A 20,073-nucleotide genomic window follows, 5' to 3' on the forward strand; every position below is an offset into this window, starting at 1 on the left:
GGTAGCTAATCCGGCCGGTCCAGCCGCACCAGCACGGCCTCCATCATCCTGGCGACGTCCTGCCTGACCGTGTCCGTTCCCACGAACCCCGGCACATGGAACTTCGGTACGATGGTCGCGTTGTAGGTCAGCCTGGTGCCGGCGGCGCCGGCCACGGGACTGAGCTCCCAGCTGGCGCGATAGACCTTCATGTCGCCGTCGATCAGGCTGACGTCGATGCGGTCCGGCGCCCGTTCGCGCACCTGCACCAGCAGGCGGATCGTCTGCCTGAAAAACAGGAAGCGGGCGGTGCCCAGCTGTTCGACGATGACGCTGTCGCCATTGCGAGACACGACACGCGCGCTTTTCAGGTTCGGCAGGTAATCGGCCAGGTGATTGTAATCGGTGAGAATCCGCCAGACGGCGGCCGGCGTTGCCGCCACCGTGCCGCTCGACGCGATCTGGTAGACCCGGTCTCCTTCGCCGCCATCGACGCGCTTCACGTCCAGTGCGAAGCTGGGCGCGCCAGGCTGCGCCGCCACCGGGGCAAGGCCCCAGGCCGACAAGGCGCAGCCCAACAGCAGCATGGCGGGAATGCGAGCTAGCATCTGCCAAGCCTAACACGCGGATGGGCTGGCGTCGCGCGATTGGCGGACGACGCCCCTGCCCTCAGCGCCGTGCCACGCGCCGTGCCACGATCTCGTAGCGCACTTCCAGCTCGTCCTGTACCGCGAGCAGCCCACCCCCGACCGAAAACGGCGTGATGCCGAAATCGGTCTGCTTCAGGCGCGCGGTTCCGCTCGCGCTCACCTGCTGCTCGTCGATGCGGACCGCGGCCGGCAGCGCCAGCCAGCGCGTGGTCCCGTGCAGCGTAATGGCGACGCCCAGCCGGCCGTCGGCCTGCTGCTGCGCATGCAGCGTCACGGTCGGATAGCGCTGCGCCTCGAGCACCGGGCCGAGCATGTTGGTGCGCGTGCCCTCGACCGCCTGGGGTGACGGCTGTTTGCCGATACCGGCTTCGCGCAGCAGTTGCGGCTCGTCGACGCTCATCTGGTCGAGACGGAAGGACAGGTCGGCGCTGCCCGCACCAGGCGCGACATGGCCCGCCAGCGTGCGGCTGGCCACCACGTGGTCGTGGCCGAGCCGCGCCATCAGGCCCGCGCGGCGTACCGTGACGGCGACCAGCGAGGCTTGCGGATCCACGGTGTAGACGGCGGCATCGGAAGCCGTCCCTGTGCGGTACGGGCCTGGAGCAGCGTCAGGACCCGGCGCCGGCGGCGCCAGCTGCCGCCCGCAGGCGGCCAGCAGCAACAGCAAGGGGAAGAGGCGCATCACGGCGGCTGGCGTGGAAGCCATGATGCGCCCGATGAAGCGCTTACTTGCGCAGCGCGGCCGCCGCTTTCGCCAGCTCGGTGATGCGGTTCCAGTCGCCGGCCGCGATCGCGTCCTTCGGCGTCAGCCAGGAGCCGCCGACGCAGGCCACGTTTTTACAGGCCAGGAAGGCGGGCGCGGTATCGATCGAGATGCCGCCGGTCGGGCAGAAGGTCACGTCCGGCAGCGGGCCGGCGATCGCGTTGAGCATGCCGACGCCGCCCGCCGGCACCGCCGGGAACAGTTTCAGCTGCCTGAAGCCGGCTTCGCGCGCCATCATCACTTCGGATGGCGTCATCACGCCCGGCAGCAGCGGCAGGCCGCTCTTTTTTGCTGCCTCGATGAGGGCCGGCGTCAGGCCCGGCGAGACGCCGAACACGGCGCCGGCGTCGCGCGCGGCGGCAAATTCCTCGCCTTGCGTCAGGGTGCCGACGCCGACGATGGCGCCTTCAACCTGGGCCATGTCGCGGATCGCCTGCAGGCCATGCGCGGTGCGCAGGGTCACTTCCAGCACGCGGATGCCGCCTGCCACCAGGGCTTTCGCCAGCGGCACGGCGTGCGATGGATCGTCGATGGCGATCACGGGGATCACGCTCGCCGAGCGCATGATGTCGAGTACGGTCATAGTCATTTTTGAGTCCTGAACAGGAAATCTTCGTCGGAGCCCGGCATGATTTCGCCGCTGTCGGCGCCCTCATGCAGCGGCACGGTGGTTTGTTTCGGAGACGGCAGCGGGAAGGTGGCCGCGCCCTCTTCCGCCGCGCTGCTGCCGGCGCGGAACATGGCGAACAGCTCGCGGCCCATGCCGATGTGGCTGGCCGAGATGTCGGCCGTGACCTGCTTGCGCTTGTCCCAGACCTCGCTCGGCACCAATGCTTCCAGCGTGCCGGTGGCGGCGCAGACGCGCAGGATGTCGCCGTCGCGCACTTTACCGAGCGGGCCGCCGGACAGGATCTCGGGCGAGACGTGGATCGCCGCCGGCACCTTGCCGGACGCGCCCGACATGCGGCCGTCGGTCACCATCGCGACCTTGTAGCCGGCATCCTGCAGGTTCGACAGCGCGGGCGTCAGTGCGTGCAGCTCGGGCATGCCGTTGGCGCGCGGGCCCTGGAAGCGGATCACGGCGACGAAATCGCGGTTCAGGTGCCCCGCTTTATACGCATGCATGAAGTCTTCCTGCGAATTGAAGGTCAGCGCCGGCGCTTCCACCGTCTGGTGTTCCTTCTTTACGGCCGAGACTTTCATGACGGCGCGGCCCAGGTTACCCTGCACCAGCACCATGCCGCCGTTGTTGCTGAACGGGTTCGAGGCCGGACGCAGCACATCCTCGTCGCCCGACTGCGCCGGCAGGTCGCGCCAGGTCGCCTTGCCGTCCTCGCCCAGGAAAGGTTCCTTGCAGTGCTTGCGCAGGCCGTGACCGAGGATGGTGTTGACGTCTTCGTGCGCGAGACCGGCGTCGAGCAGTTCGCGGATCACGAAGCCCGGGCCGCCCGCGGCCTGGAAGTGGTTCACGTCGGCCTCGCCGTTCGGGTAGATGCGGGTCAGCAGCGGCACGACCTTCGACAGCTCGTCGAAGTCGTTCCAGTCGATCACGATGCCGGCCGCGCGCGCGATCGCCACCAGGTGCAGCGTGTGGTTGGTCGAGCCGCCGGTCGCGTGCAGCGCGGCGATGGCGTTGACGATGCTCTTCTCGTCGACGATGTGCCCGACCGGCATGTAGTGCCCGCCCTGCTGGGAGATCGAGACTGCCTGGTGCGAGGACGCGGCGGTGAGCGCGTCGCGCAGCGGCGTGCCCGGCGTGATGAAGGCGGCGCCCGGCAGGTGCAGGCCCATCATCTCCATCAGCATCTGGTTGCTGTTGGCGGTGCCATAGAAGGTGCAGGTGCCGGCGCTGTGGTAGGACTGCGATTCGCATTCGAGCAGCTCCTCGCGCGTGGCCTTGCCTTGCGCGTAGAGCTGGCGCACGCGCGCCTTTTCCTTGTTCGACAAGCCCGTGGTCATCGGGCCGCCCGGCACGAAGACGGCCGGGATGTGGCCGAAGTGCAGCGCGCCGATGAGCAGGCCCGGCACGATCTTGTCGCAGATGCCGAGATACAGGGCGGCGTCGAACATGTTGTGCGAGAGCGCGACGGCGGTCGACATGGCGATGGTGTCGCGCGAGAACAGGGAGAGCTCCATGCCCGGCTGGCCTTGCGTGACGCCGTCGCACATGGCCGGTACGCCGCCCGCGAACTGGGCCACGGCGCCGACCTCGCGCACGGCTTCCTTGATCACTTTCGGGAAGTACTCGAAAGGCTGGTGCGCCGACAGCATGTCGTTATAGGACGAGACGATCGCGACCGACGGCTTCTTCTGCTCGCGCAGTTTCAGCTTGTCGTTTGCGGGGAAGGCGGCGAAACCGTGGGCCAGGTTGGTGCAGGCGAGCGTGCCGCGCTGGACGCCCTGGACGCGCGCCGCCTCGAGGTGCGCGAGGTAGGCCGCGCGCGAGACGCGGCTGCGCTCGATGATCCGGTTCGTTACCTGTTCAACTACGGGGTGCAGCGCCATAATCGTTCCTTCGAAATTGGATTCTGAAATTTTACTACAAAATGGGAATGGGGTTTGGCCAATGCATAGTTTGCGGCACCGGAGACGGTGTACCGCGTGGAGTCAGGACTCCACCCTACGTAAACATCAAATCGAACTCTGCCGCAAATGCTGGATTAGCAAGAACCTGTAGGGTGGAGTCCTGACTCCACGCGTCCGCACAGGTCGGTCCATGGCAAGGCTATCAATAATCAAACAGCGCGCACAGATCGGTCATGTAGTGAATTTACGCCCCATTCCTGTATCATTCGATAATCTGTCCAAAACAACATCGCACCCCAACATGACCGCCACTCCACTGACCAGCACGACCAGTTTCCAGGCCCTCGCCACCCATGCCGCCGAGGCCGAAAACTGGGAGATGCGGCAGCTGTTCGCAGCTGATCCGCAGCGCTTCGAGCGCATGTCGATCGAGGCCGCCGGCCTGTTCCTAGACTATTCAAAAAACCGGCTTGACGGGCGCACGTTTGAACTGCTGGCCGCGGTTGCGCGCGAGCGCGGCGTGGAGGCCCGGCGCGACGCGATGTTCGCCGGCGAAAAGATCAACAACACCGAAAACCGCGCCGTCCTGCATACCGCCCTGCGCGCCCCGCGCGACGCCAAGCTGAGCGTCGACGGCCAGGACGTGCCGGCCGACGTGCACGCCGTCCTGGCGCGCGTAAAAACCTTTACCGACGCCGTGCGCAGCGGCGACTGGCTCGGCCATACCGGCAAACCCATTACCGACATCGTCAACATCGGCATCGGCGGCTCCGACCTCGGCCCGAAGATGGTCTGCCTGGCGCTGCGCCAGTACAGCCACCCAAGCCTGACCATGCACTTCGTCTCGAACGTCGACGGCCACGACATGGACGCCGCGCTCGAACGCCTGAACCCGGAAACCACGCTCTTCATCATCGCCTCGAAGACCTTCACGACGGCCGAGACCATGATGAACGCGAACACGGCGCGCATGTGGTTCCTGGCCCACGCGCAAGAGGAAGCGCTGGCCAAGCACTTCGTCGCGGTCTCGACCAACGTCGAAGCGATTAAAAAATTCGGCATCGACCCGGCCAACATGTTCCCCTTCTGGGACTGGGTCGGCGGCCGTTATTCGGTGTGGTCGGCGATCGGCCTGCCGGTGGCGCTCGCCGTCGGCTTCGGCTACTTCTCGGACTTCCTGGCCGGCGCCCATGCGATGGACCAGCACTTCCGCACGGCGCCCATCGAACAGAACATGCCGATGCTGCTGGCCCTGGTCGGCTTCTGGAACCGCCAGTTCCTCGGCTGCAGCTCGGTCACGATCGCGCCCTACCATCAGGACCTGACCCGCTTCCCGGCCTACCTGCAGCAGCTCGACATGGAGAGCAACGGCAAGCGCGTCACGCGCGACGGCGCACCCGTCGACACGCCGACCTGCCCTGCGATCTGGGGCGAGCCGGGCACCAATGGCCAGCACGCCTACTTCCAGCTGCTGCACCAGGGCACCGACCTGACGCCGATCGATTTCATTGCCGCCCTGCGGCCGGCGCATGAGCTGCAGAACCACCACACGGCCCTGCTGGCCAATTGCTTCGCCCAGTCGGAAGCCTTCATGAAGGGCAAGACCATCGACGAAGTGCGCGCCGACCTGCAGCAGGACGGCCTCTCGCATGACGAGATCGAGCGCCTGGCGCCGCACAAGACCTTCCCCGGCAACCGCCCGAGCAATACGATCCTGATGGAATACCTGACGCCCGCCACGCTGGGCGCGCTGATCGCGCTGTATGAGCATAAAACCTTCGTGCAGGGCGTGATCTGGGACCTGAACAGCTTCGACCAGTGGGGCGTCGAGCTGGGCAAGGTGCTGGCCAAGCAGGTCGAGGCGGAGCTGAAAGGCGAGCCGCGTCCGCAAGCACACGACAGTTCCACCAATGGCCTGATCGCCAGAGCGAAGGCCGCGGTATGAGCGAATCCATGAAAACTTTGAAATTCGACGTTCTCCACAACGAACCCATGCTGGTGGGCGAATGCCCGCTCTGGCACGATGTGGAGTCGGCCCTGTACTGGGTCGACATCAACGGCCGCACGGTCAATCGCGTGCACCCGGCCAGCGGCAAGTTCTCGAGCTGGAAGATGGGCTCGGAGCCCTCGGCCATTGCCGTCGACGGCGACAACAACCTGGTGGTCGCCACGCGCCAGGGCTTCGTGCGCCTGAACACGACCAGCGGCGAGATGACCGACATCTGCCCCGCTCCGTATGACACCAGCATCGTGCGTTTCAACGACGGCCGCGTGGATCCGGCCGGCCGCTTCTGGGTCGGCACCATGTACGAGCCGCGCGACAAGCCGGCTGCCGAAATGTACGTGCTCGAACGCGACCAGCTGCGCCTGGCCTGGTCGGGCAACATGACCAATTCGAACGGCCTGGCCTGGACGCCGGATGGGCGCACCATGTTCCATGCGGATACCACCAGCCACCGCATCGACCGCTACGACTTCGATCACGCCACGGGCACGCATACGAACGGGCGCAATCTGGTGGTCTTCTCGACCGATAAGAATGCGGCCGACTACGGCGGGCGTCCCGACGGCGCGGCGGTGGACGCCGAGGGTAATTACTGGGTCGCGATGTTCGAGGGCGGGCGTTTGCTCAAGCTGTCGCCCGAGGGCGAACTGCTGCGCGAGGTCCTCCTGCCGCTGCGCTGCCCGACGGCGCTGGCCTTCGGCGGGGCGGATCTGCATACGCTGTATATCACCAGTGCCAGCCACGGGCGCTCGGCGGAAGAGCTGGAGCGGTATCCGCTGACGGGCAAGGTGCTGTGCGTGCGCGTGGATGTGGCGGGCCAGGTGCAGCCAGAGTACAAGCGTTGATCGCGCGTGGTGGGCACGGGGCGCCCACCCTACGGCCATACCGGATTCGTAGGGTGGGCGCCCCGTGCCACCACGGCCTCAACCGATTCGTAGGGGCGGCGCCCCGTGCCCACCATGCCGTCCACCCCAACCCGAACGCCCCATCCAGCCCGCATGTGGCACCATGAATCTCCCACCCACGTAGTAGAGTTTCTTGCCAAGTGCATATTCATGTAGTAAATTTACATGAACAGCTCCCTTTCCCTTTGCGACCGAACACCACCATGGCCCTATCCGATTTCGACCTCGTTCTCTTTGGCGGCAGCGGCGACCTTGCGATGCGCAAGCTCCTGCCTGCGATGTATGCGCGTGACGTCTGCAGCGACCTGCCGCCGACCGCCCGCATCATCTGCGTCGGCCGTGACGCGATGCCGCAGGACGAGTTCCTGGCCTTCGTTGACACCCACTCGAAGCAGCACATCAAGGACCAGGACAGCGTCGACGAGACCAAGTGGCGCAACTTCCTCAAGCGCATCACCTATGTCGCCCTGAACGCCACCGACGTGTCCACCTTCGGCCCGCTGGTCGAGGTGCTGCGCAAGGAAGAAGCGATCACGCGCGTGTACTACCTGGCTACGCCGCCGAACCTGTTCGCGCGCATCTGCGACAACCTGGCCGCCACCGGCCTGGCCACGCCCGCCTCGCGCGTGGTGCTGGAAAAGCCGCTGGGACGCGACCTCGCCTCGGCCAAGCAGATCAACGCCGACGTCGGCAAGGTGTTCGCCGAATCGCAGATCTACCGGATCGACCACTACCTCGGCAAGGAAACCGTGCAGAACCTGCTCGCGCTGCGCTTCGGGAACGTGCTGTTCGAGCCGCTGTGGCGGCGCGAATGGATCTCCGACGTGCAGATCACCATCGCCGAGAAGATCGGCGTGGGCAACCGCCTCGGCTACTACGACACCTCGGGCGCGCTGCGCGACATGCTGCAGAACCACCTGCTGCAGCTGCTGTGCATCGTCGCGATGGAGCCGCCGACCTCGATCGCGCCGGACGCCGTACGCGACGCCAAGCTGCAGGTGCTGCGCTCGCTGAAGCGTTTTACCCCGACCACCCTGTCGCAGAACATCGTGCGCGGCCAGTACCGCGGCGGCTTCGTGGACGGCCAGGCCGTGCCGAGCTACCGCGACGAACCGGAAGCGCCGAAGCAGTCGAAGACCGAAACTTTCGTCGCCATGAAGGCCGAAATCGACACCTGGCGCTGGGCCGGCGTGCCCTTTTACCTCCGCACCGGCAAACGCATGGCGGATCGTCTGGCCGAGATCGTGGTGCGCTTCAAGCAGATCCCGCATTCGATCTTCAACCAGCCGACGTCGAGCTTCCAGCCCAACAGCCTGGTGATCCGCCTGCAGCCGGATGAGGGCCTGTCGCTGAACCTGATGGCGAAAACGCCGGGCGACAGCATGCGCCTGAAGCAGGCCGAACTCGAACTCGATTTCCGCGAGCAGTTCAAGGCGCCGCGCATGGAAGCCTACGAGCGCTTGCTGCTCGACGTGCTGCGCGGCCAGCTGACCCTGTTCATGCGCGGCGACGAACTGGAAGCGGCCTGGGAATGGGTCGAACCGATCCTCGACCACTGGGAGCAGGACGACACCGCGCCCGTGCCCTACGCCTCCGGCACCTGGGGCCCGGCCGCCTCGTCCGCCCTGATCGGCCGCGACGGCCTGCAGTGGCGCGAAGAAGCCCTTCCTGAGGACTAAGCGGGATGCTGCTCGACTCGATCCGCACCCAGCTCGATTCGCTGTCGAAATCCGAGCGCAAGGTGGCGCTGGCCGTGCTGGAGGCGCCCAGCGCCACGGTCAGCCAGAACATCACGGCGCTGGCCAAGAACGCGGGCGTGTCCGAGCCGACGGTCGTGCGCTTCTGCCGCACGCTCGGCTACGACGGCTGGCACGAATTCAAGCTGAAACTAGCGCAGGGCCTGGCCCTGGCCCTGCCGAGCACCAACGAGCAGCCGGCCCAGGACGACCTCGCGGCCGACCTGGTGAATAAAATCTGCAGCCGCTCGATCAACACCCTGCTCGACCTGCGCAACAACCTGAATGCGGAGTCGGTACAGAAGGCCCTCGACATCCTCTCGCGCGCCAACAAGATCGAGTTCTACGGCCAGGGCACCTCCGGCATCGTCGCCGCCGACGCCCAGCACAAGTTCTTCCGCTCGGGCGTGCCGACCGTCGCCTATGCCGACCCGGCGATCCACTCGATCGCCGCGGCCCTGCTGCGCGAAGGCGATGCGGTAGTGGCGATCTCGCAGCGCGGGAACAACCCGCAGCTGGTGCGCTCCGCGAAACTGGCGCGGCGCGGCGGCGCCGACGTGATCGTGCTGGCGCCATCGGGCACGCCGCTGGCCGACATGGCGAGCGTGCTGATTCCGATCGACCTGGTTTTCAATATCGACCCCTACACGCCCATCTCGGCGCGCCTTGCTTACCTGGTCGTGATCGACGTGCTGGCGGTGGGTCTCGCGCTGCAGCGCGGTCCGGAGTTCCGCAAGAAGATGCAGAATGCGCAGAAGGCGCTGCAGGAGTTCGATATGCAGTTCGATTCGTTTATCGGATAACACTGCCGGGGGCATCGCCTCGTAGCTTCGTAGGGTGGGCGCCCCGTGCCCACGCAGGAACGTGGGTCCGTGTTGGCTTACCGAATGGTGGGCACGGGGCGCCCACCCTACCTACCGTCCGCCCGATACGTCGATGAAGCTGCCGGTCGTGTACGACGCCGCATCCGACAGCAGCCACAAAACAGCCTGTGCCACCTCTTCCGGCTCGCCGCCGCGGCCCAGCGGCACCGAGGACTGCAAGCGTTCAACCCGCCCCGGCTCGCCACCATCGGCATGCATCTCCGTATGGATCAGGCCAGGACGCACACCGTTCACGCGGATGCCCTCGCCCGCCACCTCCTTCGATAACCCGATCGTCAAGACGTCGAGCGCCGCCTTCGAGGCCGCGTAATCGACGTACTCACCCGCCGAGCCAAGGACGGCTGCACGCGAGGAGACGTTGACGATCGCACCGCCCTGACCACCGTGCCGCGTCGACATCCGCCGCACCGCTTCGCGCGCACACAGGATGGGGCCGAGCACATTGGTCGCCAGGATGCGTTCGATGCGCGCCGCGTCCATCTGCTCCACGCGCATTTGCCGCGCCAGCACGCCGGCGTTGTTGACCAGGGCATCGAGCCGGCCGAAGCGCGCATCCACTTGCGCGAACATGCGCTCGACCTCGCGCTCCTGCGCCACGTCGGCGCGGATCGCCAATGCCGCGCCGCCCGCGGCTTCGATGGCATCCACGATGCCGGAGGCCGCGGCATCGTCGCTGCGGTAGTTGATGCACACCTGGTAGCCCTGCTGCGCCGCCAGGCGCGCGCAGGCGGCGCCGATGCCGCGTCCGCCGCCGGTGATGAGGATGGTTTTCGTCATTGCCGCCTTTCGATCTCAGGAGAGCCAGGTTTCAACATATAATGCTTTTTTACCAAAAAGTCATCCCATGCGGTCGTCTCCCGGCTTCACCCTCTCGCTGCGTCGACTGCTCATCCTGCTCAGCGGGATCGGCCTGCTGCCGCTGGCCTTATTGGGGCTGTGGTCGGTGCACACGAGCAGCCAGTACCAGCAGCGCGAACAGGATCGGGCCATGCTCGATGTCGCGCGCGCGCTGTCGAGCGCGGTCGACGCGGAACTCGACGGCTCGATCGCCACGCTCGCCAGCCTGGCGCGCGCCCCGGCCATCGGCGCCGGCGACGTGGCGGCCTTCTACGACATCGCGCGCGACCAGGTCAAGGCCCAGCCGGAATGGCTGGCCATCATCCTCACCGACGCCGCCGGCAACATCCTGTTTCGCACGACCGATCCCTTCGGCGCGCCGAAGGGCCGCATCACCGATCCGGAGAGCCTGCGCCAGCTGCTGGCGGTGCAGCGGCCGCTGGTCGGCCGTGTGGCGCGCGGGCAGCGCGGCCGGGTCGCCTTTCCGGTGCGCGTGCCGATCCGCGACGAGGCCGGGCGCCTGTATGCGCTGACCGCCGTCATCAAGCCCGACCGCATCCTGGCCGTCGTCAAGCGCCAGCAGGCGCCCGCCGGTTCGATCATCTCCGTCATCGACGCCTTCGGCGCCATCGTGGCGCGCTCGAAAGACCAGGACACCCGCGTCACCACGGCGCCCGGCCCCAGGCTGGCGCAGCTCATGCGCGAGAAGGGGCCCGAGGGCGCCGGCGACACCGTCAATCTCGAGGGTCAGCGCATGAGCAGCGCCTTCACGCGCGTATCGCGCCATGGCTGGACGGTGGCGGTCAGCGTGCCGAAAGCGGCCATCGGCGCCGCCTCGCTCAAGGGTATCACCCTGTACGGCTGGGGACTGGCCGCTTCGCTGCTGGCCTGCATCGGCATCGCTTCGCTGCTGGCCTCGCGCATCGCACGCAGCTTCGCCAACCTGGAACGCGGCGCCGCCGCCCTCGGCGCAGGCAAGCCGGTCGGGGTGCCGGGCTCGCGCATCCGCGAAGTCGCGCTGATGGGCCAGGCGCTCGACGCGGCGGCGCGCCAGCACGCCGCGCACGAGGACGAGCGTTCGCGCCTGCTCGCCTCGCTCGAAGAGGCGCTGGCCGCCAGCCGCGACGCCAGCCGCGTAAAAGACGAATTCCTGGCCGTGCTCGGCCACGAGCTGCGCAATCCCCTCAGCCCCATCGTCGCTTCGCTCGACCTGATGGACCTGCGCGCCGACGGCGCCAGCGTGCGCGAGCGGACCATCATGCGGCGCCAGGTGAATCATTTGAAGCGCCTGGTCGACGACCTGCTCGACGTGTCGCGCATCACCTCGGGCAAGATGCAGCTCGAACTGCGCCCCCTGAACCTGGCCGAGGTCGTGCGCCATGCCGTCACCAGCCGTCCCGGCCAGCCGGTCGCATTGACGGCGCCGGGCGCGCTGTGGGTCGAAGGCGACGAAAGCCGGCTGGTGCAGGTGCTGAACAACCTGCTCTCGAATGCCGAGCGTTTCGGCGACGGCGCCACCGAGGTGACGCTGCGCGCGGCGGACGCTTGGGCGCAGCTGGAAGTGCGCGACCGCGGCATCGGCATGGCGCCGGAACTGCTGGCGCGCGTGTTCGAACCCTTCTATCAGGCGCCGCAACAGGTGGCGCGCGTCACCGGCGGCCTCGGTCTCGGCCTGGCCATCGTACGCAAGATCGTCGAGCTGCATGGCGGACGCGTGTCGGCCCACAGCGACGGCCCCGGCACGGGCAGCCGCTTCCTGGTCGAACTGCCGCTGGCGCAGGCGCAGGCGCCGCTGCCGCTTGCTGCCACGGTCCAGCCTTCCACCGCGCGGCGCGTGCTGCTGGTCGACGACAACGTCGACGCCGCAGCGACGACCGCGCGCATCCTCGAACAGTTCGGCCACGAGGTCGACGTCGCGCATAGCGGCGCGGCCGCGCTGGCGGCCTGCGCGCGCATGGAGCCCGACGTCGCGGTGCTCGACATCGGCCTGCCCGACATGGACGGCTACACGCTGGCCGCCGCGATCCGCGCCACCGGCCTGGCGCCGCGGCTGGTGGCGCTGACCGGCTACGGCCAGCAATCGGACATCCAGCGCGCGCGCGATGCCGGGTTCGATGCGCACCTCACCAAACCGGCCTCGCTCGACGCGCTGGAGCGGGCCATATCCGGGACGGTGGAAGCCGCATCATGAGAAAAAAGCTGAGCTTCTACGGCGCCGACGAGAACGACGACAGCCTGGTGCGCGAAGTCATCGCCGGCCACAAGACCGTCACCGCCGACACGGTCGAGGATTACTACAAGGGCTACGGAGAACTCGGCGACGGCGGCTACGCAGCGGGCGACATCATCGACGTCTACGACCTGAAGGGCCGGCGGCGCTGCACGATCCGTGCGACCAGGGTCGAGATCATTCGCTTCGGCGACATTCCGGAAGCCGTCTGGCGCGGCGAGACATTTAGTAGCGCGCGAGAATTCAGGGACGTGCATGTACGCTGCCTGCCGCACCTGGACCTGCATGACGACTTCGAATTCGTGGCGCTGCATTTCGAATTGGTGGAAACGAACGAATGACCCGCGCCCTCTTCCTGTGCACCCATAACCGCCTGCGCAGCCCGACCGCGGAACAGGTTTTCGCCAGCTGGCCGGGCGTCGAGACCGATTCCGCGGGACTCGGTGCGGATGCCGATGTGCCGCTCTCGCCGGAACAGCTGGCCTGGGCGGAGATCGTGTTCGTGATGGAGAAGAAGCACAAGACCAGGCTCTCGTCCGGCTTTCGGCGCCACCTGAACGGCAAGCGCGTCGTCTGCCTTGACATTCCTGACGAGTATGCCTACATGCAGCCGGAACTCGTCCGTTTGCTGGAAACGAAGGCCGGACGCTTCTTGAGGTAACGATGAACCCACGCACGATCCACTCCCTGATGGCCTCCTTTCCAGCGGTCGATGCGCATGCGCGCAGCTGGGTGAACGTGCTTGAACGCGACGGCACCCTGCGCACAGAGGCGCTCGGACATCTGCTCGACACGTATATCGCCGCAACGACGGTGCTGGTGTGGGTCAATCGGAAATGCGGCGCAATGTTGCCAAAAAATCAGGCCATCACATTCATTGCCGAACACGTCGGACAAGGTGAAATCAAGGTCGCGGATCGGGAATTCCAAGGGTTTGTCGTCGTAGCTATGAACGGCGCCGCGACCGGCTGGACGCATCAGTAAAGGATCCGTTAAACAGTCGTGCCGCGCAACATTCGTCGTGCTGGCTGTAAAATAGCGCTTTTCGTCCAGCCTCATCCCAGCGCCATGCACATCAATCCAGAACGCAGCACCCGTCCCGATTACGACCTGCTGGTGCGCCAGGTCGCCAGCGTCCTCGAGGGCGAACGCGACCTAACCGCCAATGCGTCCCAGTTTTCCGCGCTCGTGTACGACACCCTCGCCGACCTGAACTGGGCCGGCTTCTATCTCACCGTGCCGTCGAAAAAAGGCGAAGGCCAGGACCTGCTGGTTGGGCCCTTCCAGGGTAAACCTGCCTGCGCGCGGATTCCCTTCGGGCGCGGCGTGTGCGGTACCACGGCGGTCGAGCGCAAGACCATCGTCGTGCCGGACGTGCATGCGTTTCCGGGGCATATCGCCTGCGATTCGGCGTCGAATTCGGAGATCGTGCTGCCGGTGATTAAGGATGGCAAGCTGGTTGGTGTGTTCGATATTGATAGCCCGAAGCTGGACCGGTTCTCGGAAGAGGATCGGGTGGGACTGGAGGCGATGGTGGCCGCGTTTATCGAAGCGACCGACTGCTGAACAGGTAGTGGCGGATCGACCGCCGTAACGCGTGGAGTCAGGACTCCACCCTACGATTAACGCGATGCAAACATTATTTGCATTTATTGATGATTAGGCAAATTATATGAACCAGCTCGAACAACTGAAGCAATACACCACGGTCGTGGCCGATACTGGCGACTTTCAATCGATTAAAGCCTACGCGCCGCAGGATGCGACGACCAATCCGTCGCTGATCCTGAAGGCCGTGCAGAAACCGGAATACCTGCCCCTGCTGCAGAAGGCCGTGGCCGAATCGAATGGCGGTTCGACCGAGGAGATCGTCGATCGCCTCTTGATCGCCTTCGGCGTCGAGATCCTGAAATTCGTGCCGGGCCGCGTCTCGACCGAGATCGATGCGGCGCTGTCCTTCGACACCGAAGCCACCGTCGCCAAGGGCCGCGAGCTGATCGCGCTGTACGAAGCGGCCGGCGTGTCGCGCGAGCGCGTCCTGATCAAGATCGCCTCGACCTGGGAGGGCATCCGCGCCGCCGAGATCCTGGAAAAGGATGGCATCCACTGCAACCTGACCCTGCTGTTCTCGCTGTGCCAGGCCGTGGCCTGCGCCGAAGCGGGCGTCAAACTGATCTCGCCCTTCGTCGGCCGCATCTACGACTGGTACAAGAAGTCGAGCGGCACCGACTATCAGGGCGCCGACGATCCGGGCGTGCAGTCGGTCAAGCGCATCTACCAGTACTACCGTAAATTTGGCTACAAGACCGAAGTCATGGGCGCGAGCTTCCGTAACACCTCGCAGATCCTGGAGCTGGCCGGTTGCGACCTGCTGACCATTTCGCCGGACCTGCTGCAAAAGCTGGCCGACAGCGACGCACCGGTCGAGCGCAAGCTGACCCAGGACGTTGATGCCGCCATCGAGAAGATCGAAGTCGACGAGAAGAACTTCCGCTTCATGCTCAACGAAGATGCGATGGGCACCGAGAAGCTGGCCGAGGGCATCCGCGCTTTCGTGGCGGACTCGAAGAAGCTCAAGAAGATGATCGAAGAGATGCGCTGATCCGCGCCCTCTTCAGAAAAAGAAACGCCGGCTTCAAGCCGGCGTTTTTCATTATCGAGGCAGCTTGTACTGCTGCTGCCGATACAGCAGCGACGGCAGCATCACATGCGCCAGCGCCTTGTTCACCTGCGCCTCGAGCGGCTTGTCGGCGCCGATCGCCAGCTGCCCGCTGGCCGGATCGTAGCGTCCCAGCAGCGGCGCGTGGTCCGGCGTCAGGATGGTCGCCGTGCCGTCTTCCAGGTAGGCGAAGTTGTTCTGGAACTGGATCAGCGCGCGGCCTGGGGCCTCGCTGTCGCGCGCGAGGTCGCGTCCGATCATCGGGTGCTCGCTCGACACGCCCATCAGCGACAGCAGGGTCGGACCGATGTCGATCTGGCTGGCGACCGTGCGGATGCGCTTCGGTTCGATGTCGGCGCCGAGGATCAGGCCCGGGATGTGGAATTTCTTGATCGGCACCAGGCTGTTGCCGTAGACCCGGGTGTCGTGGTCGGCGATGATCAGAAATACCGTGTCCTTCCAGTAGGCTTCCTTCTTGGCCGCGGCGATGAATTTACCCAGCGCGAAATCGGCATACTTGACCGCATTGTTCACGGTCTGCTTGGCCGTGTCGTGCAGGTCGATCCGGCCGTCCGGGAATTCGAAGGGCTCGTGGTTCGAGGAGCTGAAGATCAGGCTGAAGAAAGGCTTGTCCTGCGCATGCAGGGTTTTCAGACGCTCGAGCGACTTGTCGAACAGGTCTTCGTCGGACGCGCCCCAGCTGCCTTCGAATTTCGGCTTCATCTGCGAGCGGTCGACGATGTTCTGGAAGCCGTTCCCGGTGAAGAAGCTGCGCATGTTGTCGAAGTGCGCTTCTCCGCCATACACGAATTCGGTGTTGAAGCCTTGCTCCTTCAGGCCCGCGGCCAGCGTATAAAAATTCTGCTGCGACAGCGAGAGCTTGACCACGCTGCGCGCCGGCGTCGGTGGGAAGCCCGCCACCACGGCCTCGATGCCGCGCACCGAACGCGTGCCGGTGGCGTACAGCTGCTCGAACCACCAGCCTTCGCCCTTGAGCTTTTCCAGTTCCGGCGTGACCGGCAGGCCGCCCAGCGACTTCACGAAGGTCGCGCCCAGGCTTTCCTCGAGCACGATCACCAGGTTCAGGGGCCGGGTGCGCTGCACGGCCGCTTCCTGGCGGTGCAGGGTCGGCAGCTCCGCCTGCGGATACTGGTAAGCGCTCAGCCAGGGCTGGGCCTTGACCTCGGCCAGCACGCGCTCGCGCGGCATGTCGCCGTAGATCTCGGACGAACGCGCTTCCTTGCCCAGCGAATTGACGGCGTCCAGCACCGACCAGGGCGAATTGATGATCAGCGAATTGACCAGCGCATCCTTGGTCAGCGCGAACAGGGCGGGATTGGCGGGACGGTGCGCCGTCGTCGAGCGCACCTGGAAGAACACCAGCACCACCAGCAGCGGCCAGGCCAGCAGCACGGTGCGGCGCGGCCAGGTGACGGCGTCCATCGAGGCGCGGCGCAGCACCCGGTACAGGGCCGCGCCCAGCAGCAGCGTGCAGGCCAGGCCGAGCAGCACGGCCGCGCGGAAGCCCTCCCACAGCATGGACATGACTTCCTTCGGATTGGCCAGGTATTCGATGAACAGGCGGTTCGGGCGCACGTCGAACTGGGCGATGAAAGGCGGCGAGGCCGTTTCCATGAACACGACGAAGACCAGCGCAAGGGTAGACCAGCCCGCGACCAGCGGCCGCCACCATGCAAGGGCGAAGCGCTGCGCCAGCACCGGCGCCAGCAGCAGCGGCAGCACCAGGAAGTAGCCGAGCACGATCAGGTCGGCGCGCACGCCTTGCAGCATGATGGTGCCGAGCATGTCGGCCGCGCTCACCCGCTCCCACTGCCAGGCCACCAGCAGCGCGCGCGACAGCGTGAGCAGCGCCGCGCCGAGCAAAACCATCTGGACCAGGCCGGCGTAGGGTCCAGCCCAGCGCGTGAGACGTGCCAGGCGCACCGCCCAGCCATCGAGAAGTCGTGTAATGCGTTGCATGGAAAGCGAGGAGAGAGGGTTGCGCCCGGGCGCCGACAGCCCGGGCAGTGGGTCGATTAAAAGATCACTCGGCGCCGAGCATCTGGACGGCGCCGGCGCCGGCGCTCAGCAGCCAGGAGACCAGCAGCAGGAAGGCCATCAGCATGGCGAACAGGGTCGCCACGCGGCGCTTCTCGAGCGGCGCTTCGAACAAGGCCGGCTTGCCGTAGCCGAAGCCGACGAAATAGGCGTAGAACACAGTAGCCATGTAGTGCACGGCGCCGAAGACTTCGCCCAGCTCGCCCTTGCGCGGATGGTCGACCAGCGCGTGCGACAGCGCGACCAGGACCACGTAGATCACCGATGCGCCCAGCGGCGGCAGGTAGCCGCCCAGCTTCTCGATCCAGCGCGCGATGCCGGGACGGGTGCGCGCCAGGAAAGGCAGCACCAGGTTGTGGGTCAGGCCGACGATCAGGATCAGCTTGAGCAGGATCGTCTTGTGGATGCTGCCGCTGCTGCCGATGGCGATGTTATGCAGGTTGGTCTCGGCCTGGCGGTTGTTCTGGACGAAAAAGTCCGGCGACGCCACCTTCAGGATGCGCTGGAACCAGCTGATTTCTTCCAGCGCCGCGAGCGCGACCAGGACCGTCAGGCCGGCCAGCGCCAGCAGTTCCAGGGTCGAGCGCTGCGGCTGCTTGAGGCGTTCCATGAACACGAAACCGAGCATGCCGGCGATGCTTGCAAAGCACAGGAACTGCATCCATTCGACGATGCCGTCTTCGACCAGCAGGCGCGACAATTGCGCGCTGTCGCCGGACCAGGCCATGGCCAGTCCCAGCAGGAAGACGTTGATCGCGATCGCCGTGACGATCACGGGGTGCCTGTACCAATTACTGTTTGCCACTCACTTGCTCCTTGCTTGATGATAGATGTTCGATGCCGCCCGCCGCGAACAGCGGCTGCAGATCGGTCGGCTGCAGTTCCGGCGCCAGGCCCGGATCGGCCTCGCCGCGGCGCTGCACGCGCACCCGGCGGTGTATGCCATGCCGTACCAGCGCCACCACGGCCCAGCCCCACAGCAGCGGGTCGAGGATGGCGTCCCACAGGTTGCCGGTCGGCAGGCGCAGCAGCGTGTACAGCAGCAGCGCGCCGAGCAGCACGATGAGCTGGCCACGCGCACGTCCCCTGCCCTGCCCGCGCGCGATCGCCAGCGTGCAGGCCACCACGCCCAGCAGCGCCAGCAGCGGCGCGCCGACCGGGCCGAAGGCGGCGTAATAATAACCCTGGGCCAGCAGGCCCATGGCGTCGAGATACAGGGCGGCGCCGGCGATCGCCAGCGGCGCGGCCAGCGAAACCGGCATCAGGACGGGCAACGGCGCCGGCACCGGCTCCTTGCGCCAGTGCGCATGCAATCCCAGCAGGCAGCAGCCCACCAGCAGGCCGCTCGGATACTGGAAGGCCAGGCCGAGTCCGTGGGCCGGCGACAGCGACCCCGGCAGGGCCATCAGCAGGGCGACGACGGCGGCCATGGCGCCGAGCACGCGGCGGCCGGGGCGCCAGCCGGCGGGAATCAGCGAGACCAACAAGGCCAGCAGCACGATGCCCCAGGCCAGGCGGCCATACACGATCTGGAATCCCAGTTCAGGCAAGCTCATCAGATACTCTCCCCGGTGGCGATGTGATAGGTGTGGTGCGCAATCGCCTGCCGCTGGTGGGTGTAGGTGATATGCAATTCCTGGCCGACCTGTTGCATGGTCGGATAGGAGAATTCGTCGCCGTTCTTGCCGTCGGCGATGTCGCCGATCGTGCGCCAGACCTGGCCGTCCTTCGAGATCGACAGGCGCAGGGTGCTGCGCGAGGAGTCGTCGGTGCCGACGTGGTTGTGCAGCATCAGCAGCTCGCCGCTGGTGAGGCGGATCACGGCCAGTGAGGTGTTATGGCTCGACAGGTCGAGCGCGGGCAGGTCTTCCCAGCTGGCGCCGTCGTCGCGGCTGACGGCCTGCTGCACGCGCTGTTCGCCGCTGGCGTCGCGCATCCAGGCGCGCACCTCGGTGGGCGAAACGCGCACGATGGCCGGCTGCAGCGTCGACATGCGCTCGCCGATGCGGCCGACGCGGGTCGGCTCGCCCTTGTGGTCGAAGGCCATCAGCATCGGGTATTTGATGCCGATCTCGAAATACAGCGGCAGCCACCAGCCGCCGTCGGCCAGGGCGACGGGCGACGTGCGTACCAGTACGCTGGTATTGAACAGGGGCGAGAGCGGCAGCATGCGGCGTGTCTCGAAACTGGCGCCGGCGTCGCTGGAAATCAGGTGGACGATGCGCGAGGCGGCCCAGCCGCCCAGGCCGGTCGCCACCACATATAAATGCACGCGGCCGTCGGGCGCGGTCCAGGCGACCGGGTTGCCGATGCGGCGCACGCCGAAGCCGAGCGCCTTGGCCAGGCTCTCGCGGCTGGCGACTTCCCAGGGGGCGGTCCATTTGCCGTTGGTCCAGCGCGAAGCGTAGACCTTCACGTCGGGACCGCTTTCGCGGCTGCCGGCCCACCAGAATGCGAGCATGCCGCCCGGCACCGACGCCAGGGTGCTGGCGTGCGCGGACGGCGTGTTAGGGGGCATCGGGATCAGCGACTTCACCGTTTCGGTCAGCACGGCCCGGGTCGGCAGGCTGCTCCTGGCCTGGCTCGGAGGCGGGTTGCTGCCGGTCCAGCGTCGCGCCTCGGCGGTGAACGCGGCCAGCACGATCAGGGCGCACACGATGAGCGTGCGTGGCCGGCTGCGCAGGGCTGTCAGGGATGTCTCCATGAAATCCGGATAACAAAGGCCGGTGTACGCCTTGCCTTTTGGCAAATGCCTACGGCTCTAATCAATGAATGGATCGGCGCGCCGATCGAACGCTTTCGGAGGCGCGCAAGTAAAGGCGTGATCCTACAGGAAAGATA

Annotated in this window: 19 protein-coding genes; 10 read left to right on the top strand and 9 right to left on the bottom strand. The window is 66.3% G+C overall.

Annotated elements, in window-relative coordinates; genetic code table 11:
* Nucleotides 1–5: 5 nt before the first annotated feature.
* The 4 genes from ACFPQ5_RS16070 to edd all read right to left on the bottom strand — a co-directional run bounded on the left by ACFPQ5_RS16070 (nt 6) and on the right by edd (nt 3,897).
* The gene (locus ACFPQ5_RS16070) at nt 6–587 is read right to left on the bottom strand and encodes an SRPBCC family protein (protein ID WP_379757716.1); all 582 of its coding nucleotides are present in this window, start codon (nt 585–587) and stop codon (nt 6–8) included.
* A gap of 61 nt (nt 588–648) precedes the next feature.
* On the bottom strand, nt 649–1,335 hold the full coding sequence (locus ACFPQ5_RS16075) for a YceI family protein (RefSeq protein WP_379757718.1): 687 nt from the start codon (nt 1,333–1,335) through the stop codon (nt 649–651).
* 19 nt (nt 1,336–1,354) lie between these two features.
* The gene (gene eda / locus ACFPQ5_RS16080; RefSeq protein WP_379757721.1) at nt 1,355–1,981 is read right to left on the bottom strand and encodes a bifunctional 4-hydroxy-2-oxoglutarate aldolase/2-dehydro-3-deoxy-phosphogluconate aldolase; all 627 of its coding nucleotides are present in this window, start codon (nt 1,979–1,981) and stop codon (nt 1,355–1,357) included.
* Complete coding sequence (edd, locus tag ACFPQ5_RS16085; protein WP_379757724.1) at nt 1,978–3,897, bottom strand: phosphogluconate dehydratase; 1,920 nt, start codon at nt 3,895–3,897, stop codon at nt 1,978–1,980. Before edd ends, eda begins: the two co-directional genes overlap by 4 nt.
* Before the next feature lie 322 nt (nt 3,898–4,219).
* On the opposite strand from edd, the gene pgi reads away from it, so the two are divergent.
* The 4 genes from pgi (at nt 4,220) to ACFPQ5_RS16105 (ending at nt 9,367) form a co-directional block, all read left to right on the top strand.
* A complete protein-coding gene (gene pgi, locus ACFPQ5_RS16090; protein ID WP_379757727.1) occupies nt 4,220–5,863 on the top strand; it encodes a glucose-6-phosphate isomerase in 1,644 nt (547 codons plus the stop codon).
* Between the two features lie 8 nt (nt 5,864–5,871).
* On the top strand, nt 5,872–6,768 hold the full coding sequence (locus ACFPQ5_RS16095) for an SMP-30/gluconolactonase/LRE family protein (RefSeq protein WP_379757730.1): 897 nt from the start codon (nt 5,872–5,874) through the stop codon (nt 6,766–6,768).
* 263 nt (nt 6,769–7,031) lie between these two features.
* A complete protein-coding gene (gene zwf, locus ACFPQ5_RS16100; protein WP_379757733.1) occupies nt 7,032–8,507 on the top strand; it encodes a glucose-6-phosphate dehydrogenase in 1,476 nt (491 codons plus the stop codon).
* A 5-nt stretch (nt 8,508–8,512) separates the two neighbouring features.
* Complete coding sequence (locus ACFPQ5_RS16105) at nt 8,513–9,367, top strand: SIS domain-containing protein (RefSeq protein WP_379757736.1); 855 nt, start codon at nt 8,513–8,515, stop codon at nt 9,365–9,367.
* A 111-nt stretch (nt 9,368–9,478) separates the two neighbouring features.
* Here the strand turns inward: ACFPQ5_RS16105 and ACFPQ5_RS16110 are convergent, their stop codons facing one another.
* Nucleotides 9,479–10,225 (bottom strand): SDR family oxidoreductase, encoded by a 747-nt coding sequence (locus tag ACFPQ5_RS16110; protein ID WP_379757739.1) that lies wholly within the window; start codon nt 10,223–10,225, stop codon nt 9,479–9,481.
* A gap of 67 nt (nt 10,226–10,292) precedes the next feature.
* On the opposite strand from ACFPQ5_RS16110, the gene ACFPQ5_RS16115 reads away from it, so the two are divergent.
* The 6 genes from ACFPQ5_RS16115 (at nt 10,293) to tal (ending at nt 15,117) form a co-directional block, all read left to right on the top strand.
* Nucleotides 10,293–12,476: an ATP-binding protein gene (locus ACFPQ5_RS16115; protein ID WP_379757742.1), complete on the top strand. Its 2,184-nt coding sequence runs from the start codon at nt 10,293–10,295 to the stop codon at nt 12,474–12,476.
* Nucleotides 12,473–12,856, top strand: coding sequence for an ASCH domain-containing protein (locus tag ACFPQ5_RS16120; protein WP_379757745.1), 384 nt, complete (start codon nt 12,473–12,475; stop codon nt 12,854–12,856). Before ACFPQ5_RS16115 ends, ACFPQ5_RS16120 begins: the two co-directional genes overlap by 4 nt.
* Nucleotides 12,853–13,176, top strand: coding sequence for a low molecular weight protein tyrosine phosphatase family protein (locus ACFPQ5_RS16125; protein ID WP_379757748.1), 324 nt, complete (start codon nt 12,853–12,855; stop codon nt 13,174–13,176). Before ACFPQ5_RS16120 ends, ACFPQ5_RS16125 begins: the two co-directional genes overlap by 4 nt.
* 2 nt (nt 13,177–13,178) lie before the next feature.
* Nucleotides 13,179–13,499: a hypothetical protein gene (locus tag ACFPQ5_RS16130; RefSeq protein WP_379757751.1), complete on the top strand. Its 321-nt coding sequence runs from the start codon at nt 13,179–13,181 to the stop codon at nt 13,497–13,499.
* An 84-nt stretch (nt 13,500–13,583) separates the two neighbouring features.
* Entirely contained in the window at nt 13,584–14,081 is a 498-nt protein-coding gene (locus ACFPQ5_RS16135) for a GAF domain-containing protein (RefSeq protein WP_379757754.1), read from the top strand.
* A gap of 106 nt (nt 14,082–14,187) precedes the next feature.
* Complete coding sequence (gene tal / locus ACFPQ5_RS16140; protein ID WP_379757757.1) at nt 14,188–15,117, top strand: transaldolase; 930 nt, start codon at nt 14,188–14,190, stop codon at nt 15,115–15,117.
* Nucleotides 15,118–15,168: 51 nt separating this feature from the next.
* On the opposite strand, the gene ACFPQ5_RS16145 is transcribed toward tal, so the two are convergent.
* The 4 genes from ACFPQ5_RS16145 to ACFPQ5_RS16160 all read right to left on the bottom strand — a co-directional run bounded on the left by ACFPQ5_RS16145 (nt 15,169) and on the right by ACFPQ5_RS16160 (nt 19,936).
* Nucleotides 15,169–17,154 (bottom strand): LTA synthase family protein, encoded by a 1,986-nt coding sequence (locus ACFPQ5_RS16145; protein WP_379757760.1) that lies wholly within the window; start codon nt 17,152–17,154, stop codon nt 15,169–15,171.
* A 64-nt stretch (nt 17,155–17,218) separates the two neighbouring features.
* The gene (locus ACFPQ5_RS16150) at nt 17,219–18,037 is read right to left on the bottom strand and encodes a hypothetical protein (protein ID WP_379757763.1); all 819 of its coding nucleotides are present in this window, start codon (nt 18,035–18,037) and stop codon (nt 17,219–17,221) included.
* Complete coding sequence (locus ACFPQ5_RS16155) at nt 18,024–18,788, bottom strand: hypothetical protein (RefSeq protein WP_379757766.1); 765 nt, start codon at nt 18,786–18,788, stop codon at nt 18,024–18,026. Before ACFPQ5_RS16155 ends, ACFPQ5_RS16150 begins: the two co-directional genes overlap by 14 nt.
* On the bottom strand, nt 18,788–19,936 hold the full coding sequence (locus ACFPQ5_RS16160; protein ID WP_379757769.1) for a sialidase family protein: 1,149 nt from the start codon (nt 19,934–19,936) through the stop codon (nt 18,788–18,790). Before ACFPQ5_RS16160 ends, ACFPQ5_RS16155 begins: the two co-directional genes overlap by 1 nt.
* Nucleotides 19,937–20,073 lie beyond the last annotated feature (137 nt).

The organism is Massilia suwonensis, from assembly GCF_042655665.1.
Classification (GTDB): domain Bacteria; phylum Pseudomonadota; class Gammaproteobacteria; order Burkholderiales; family Burkholderiaceae_D; genus Telluria; species Telluria suwonensis.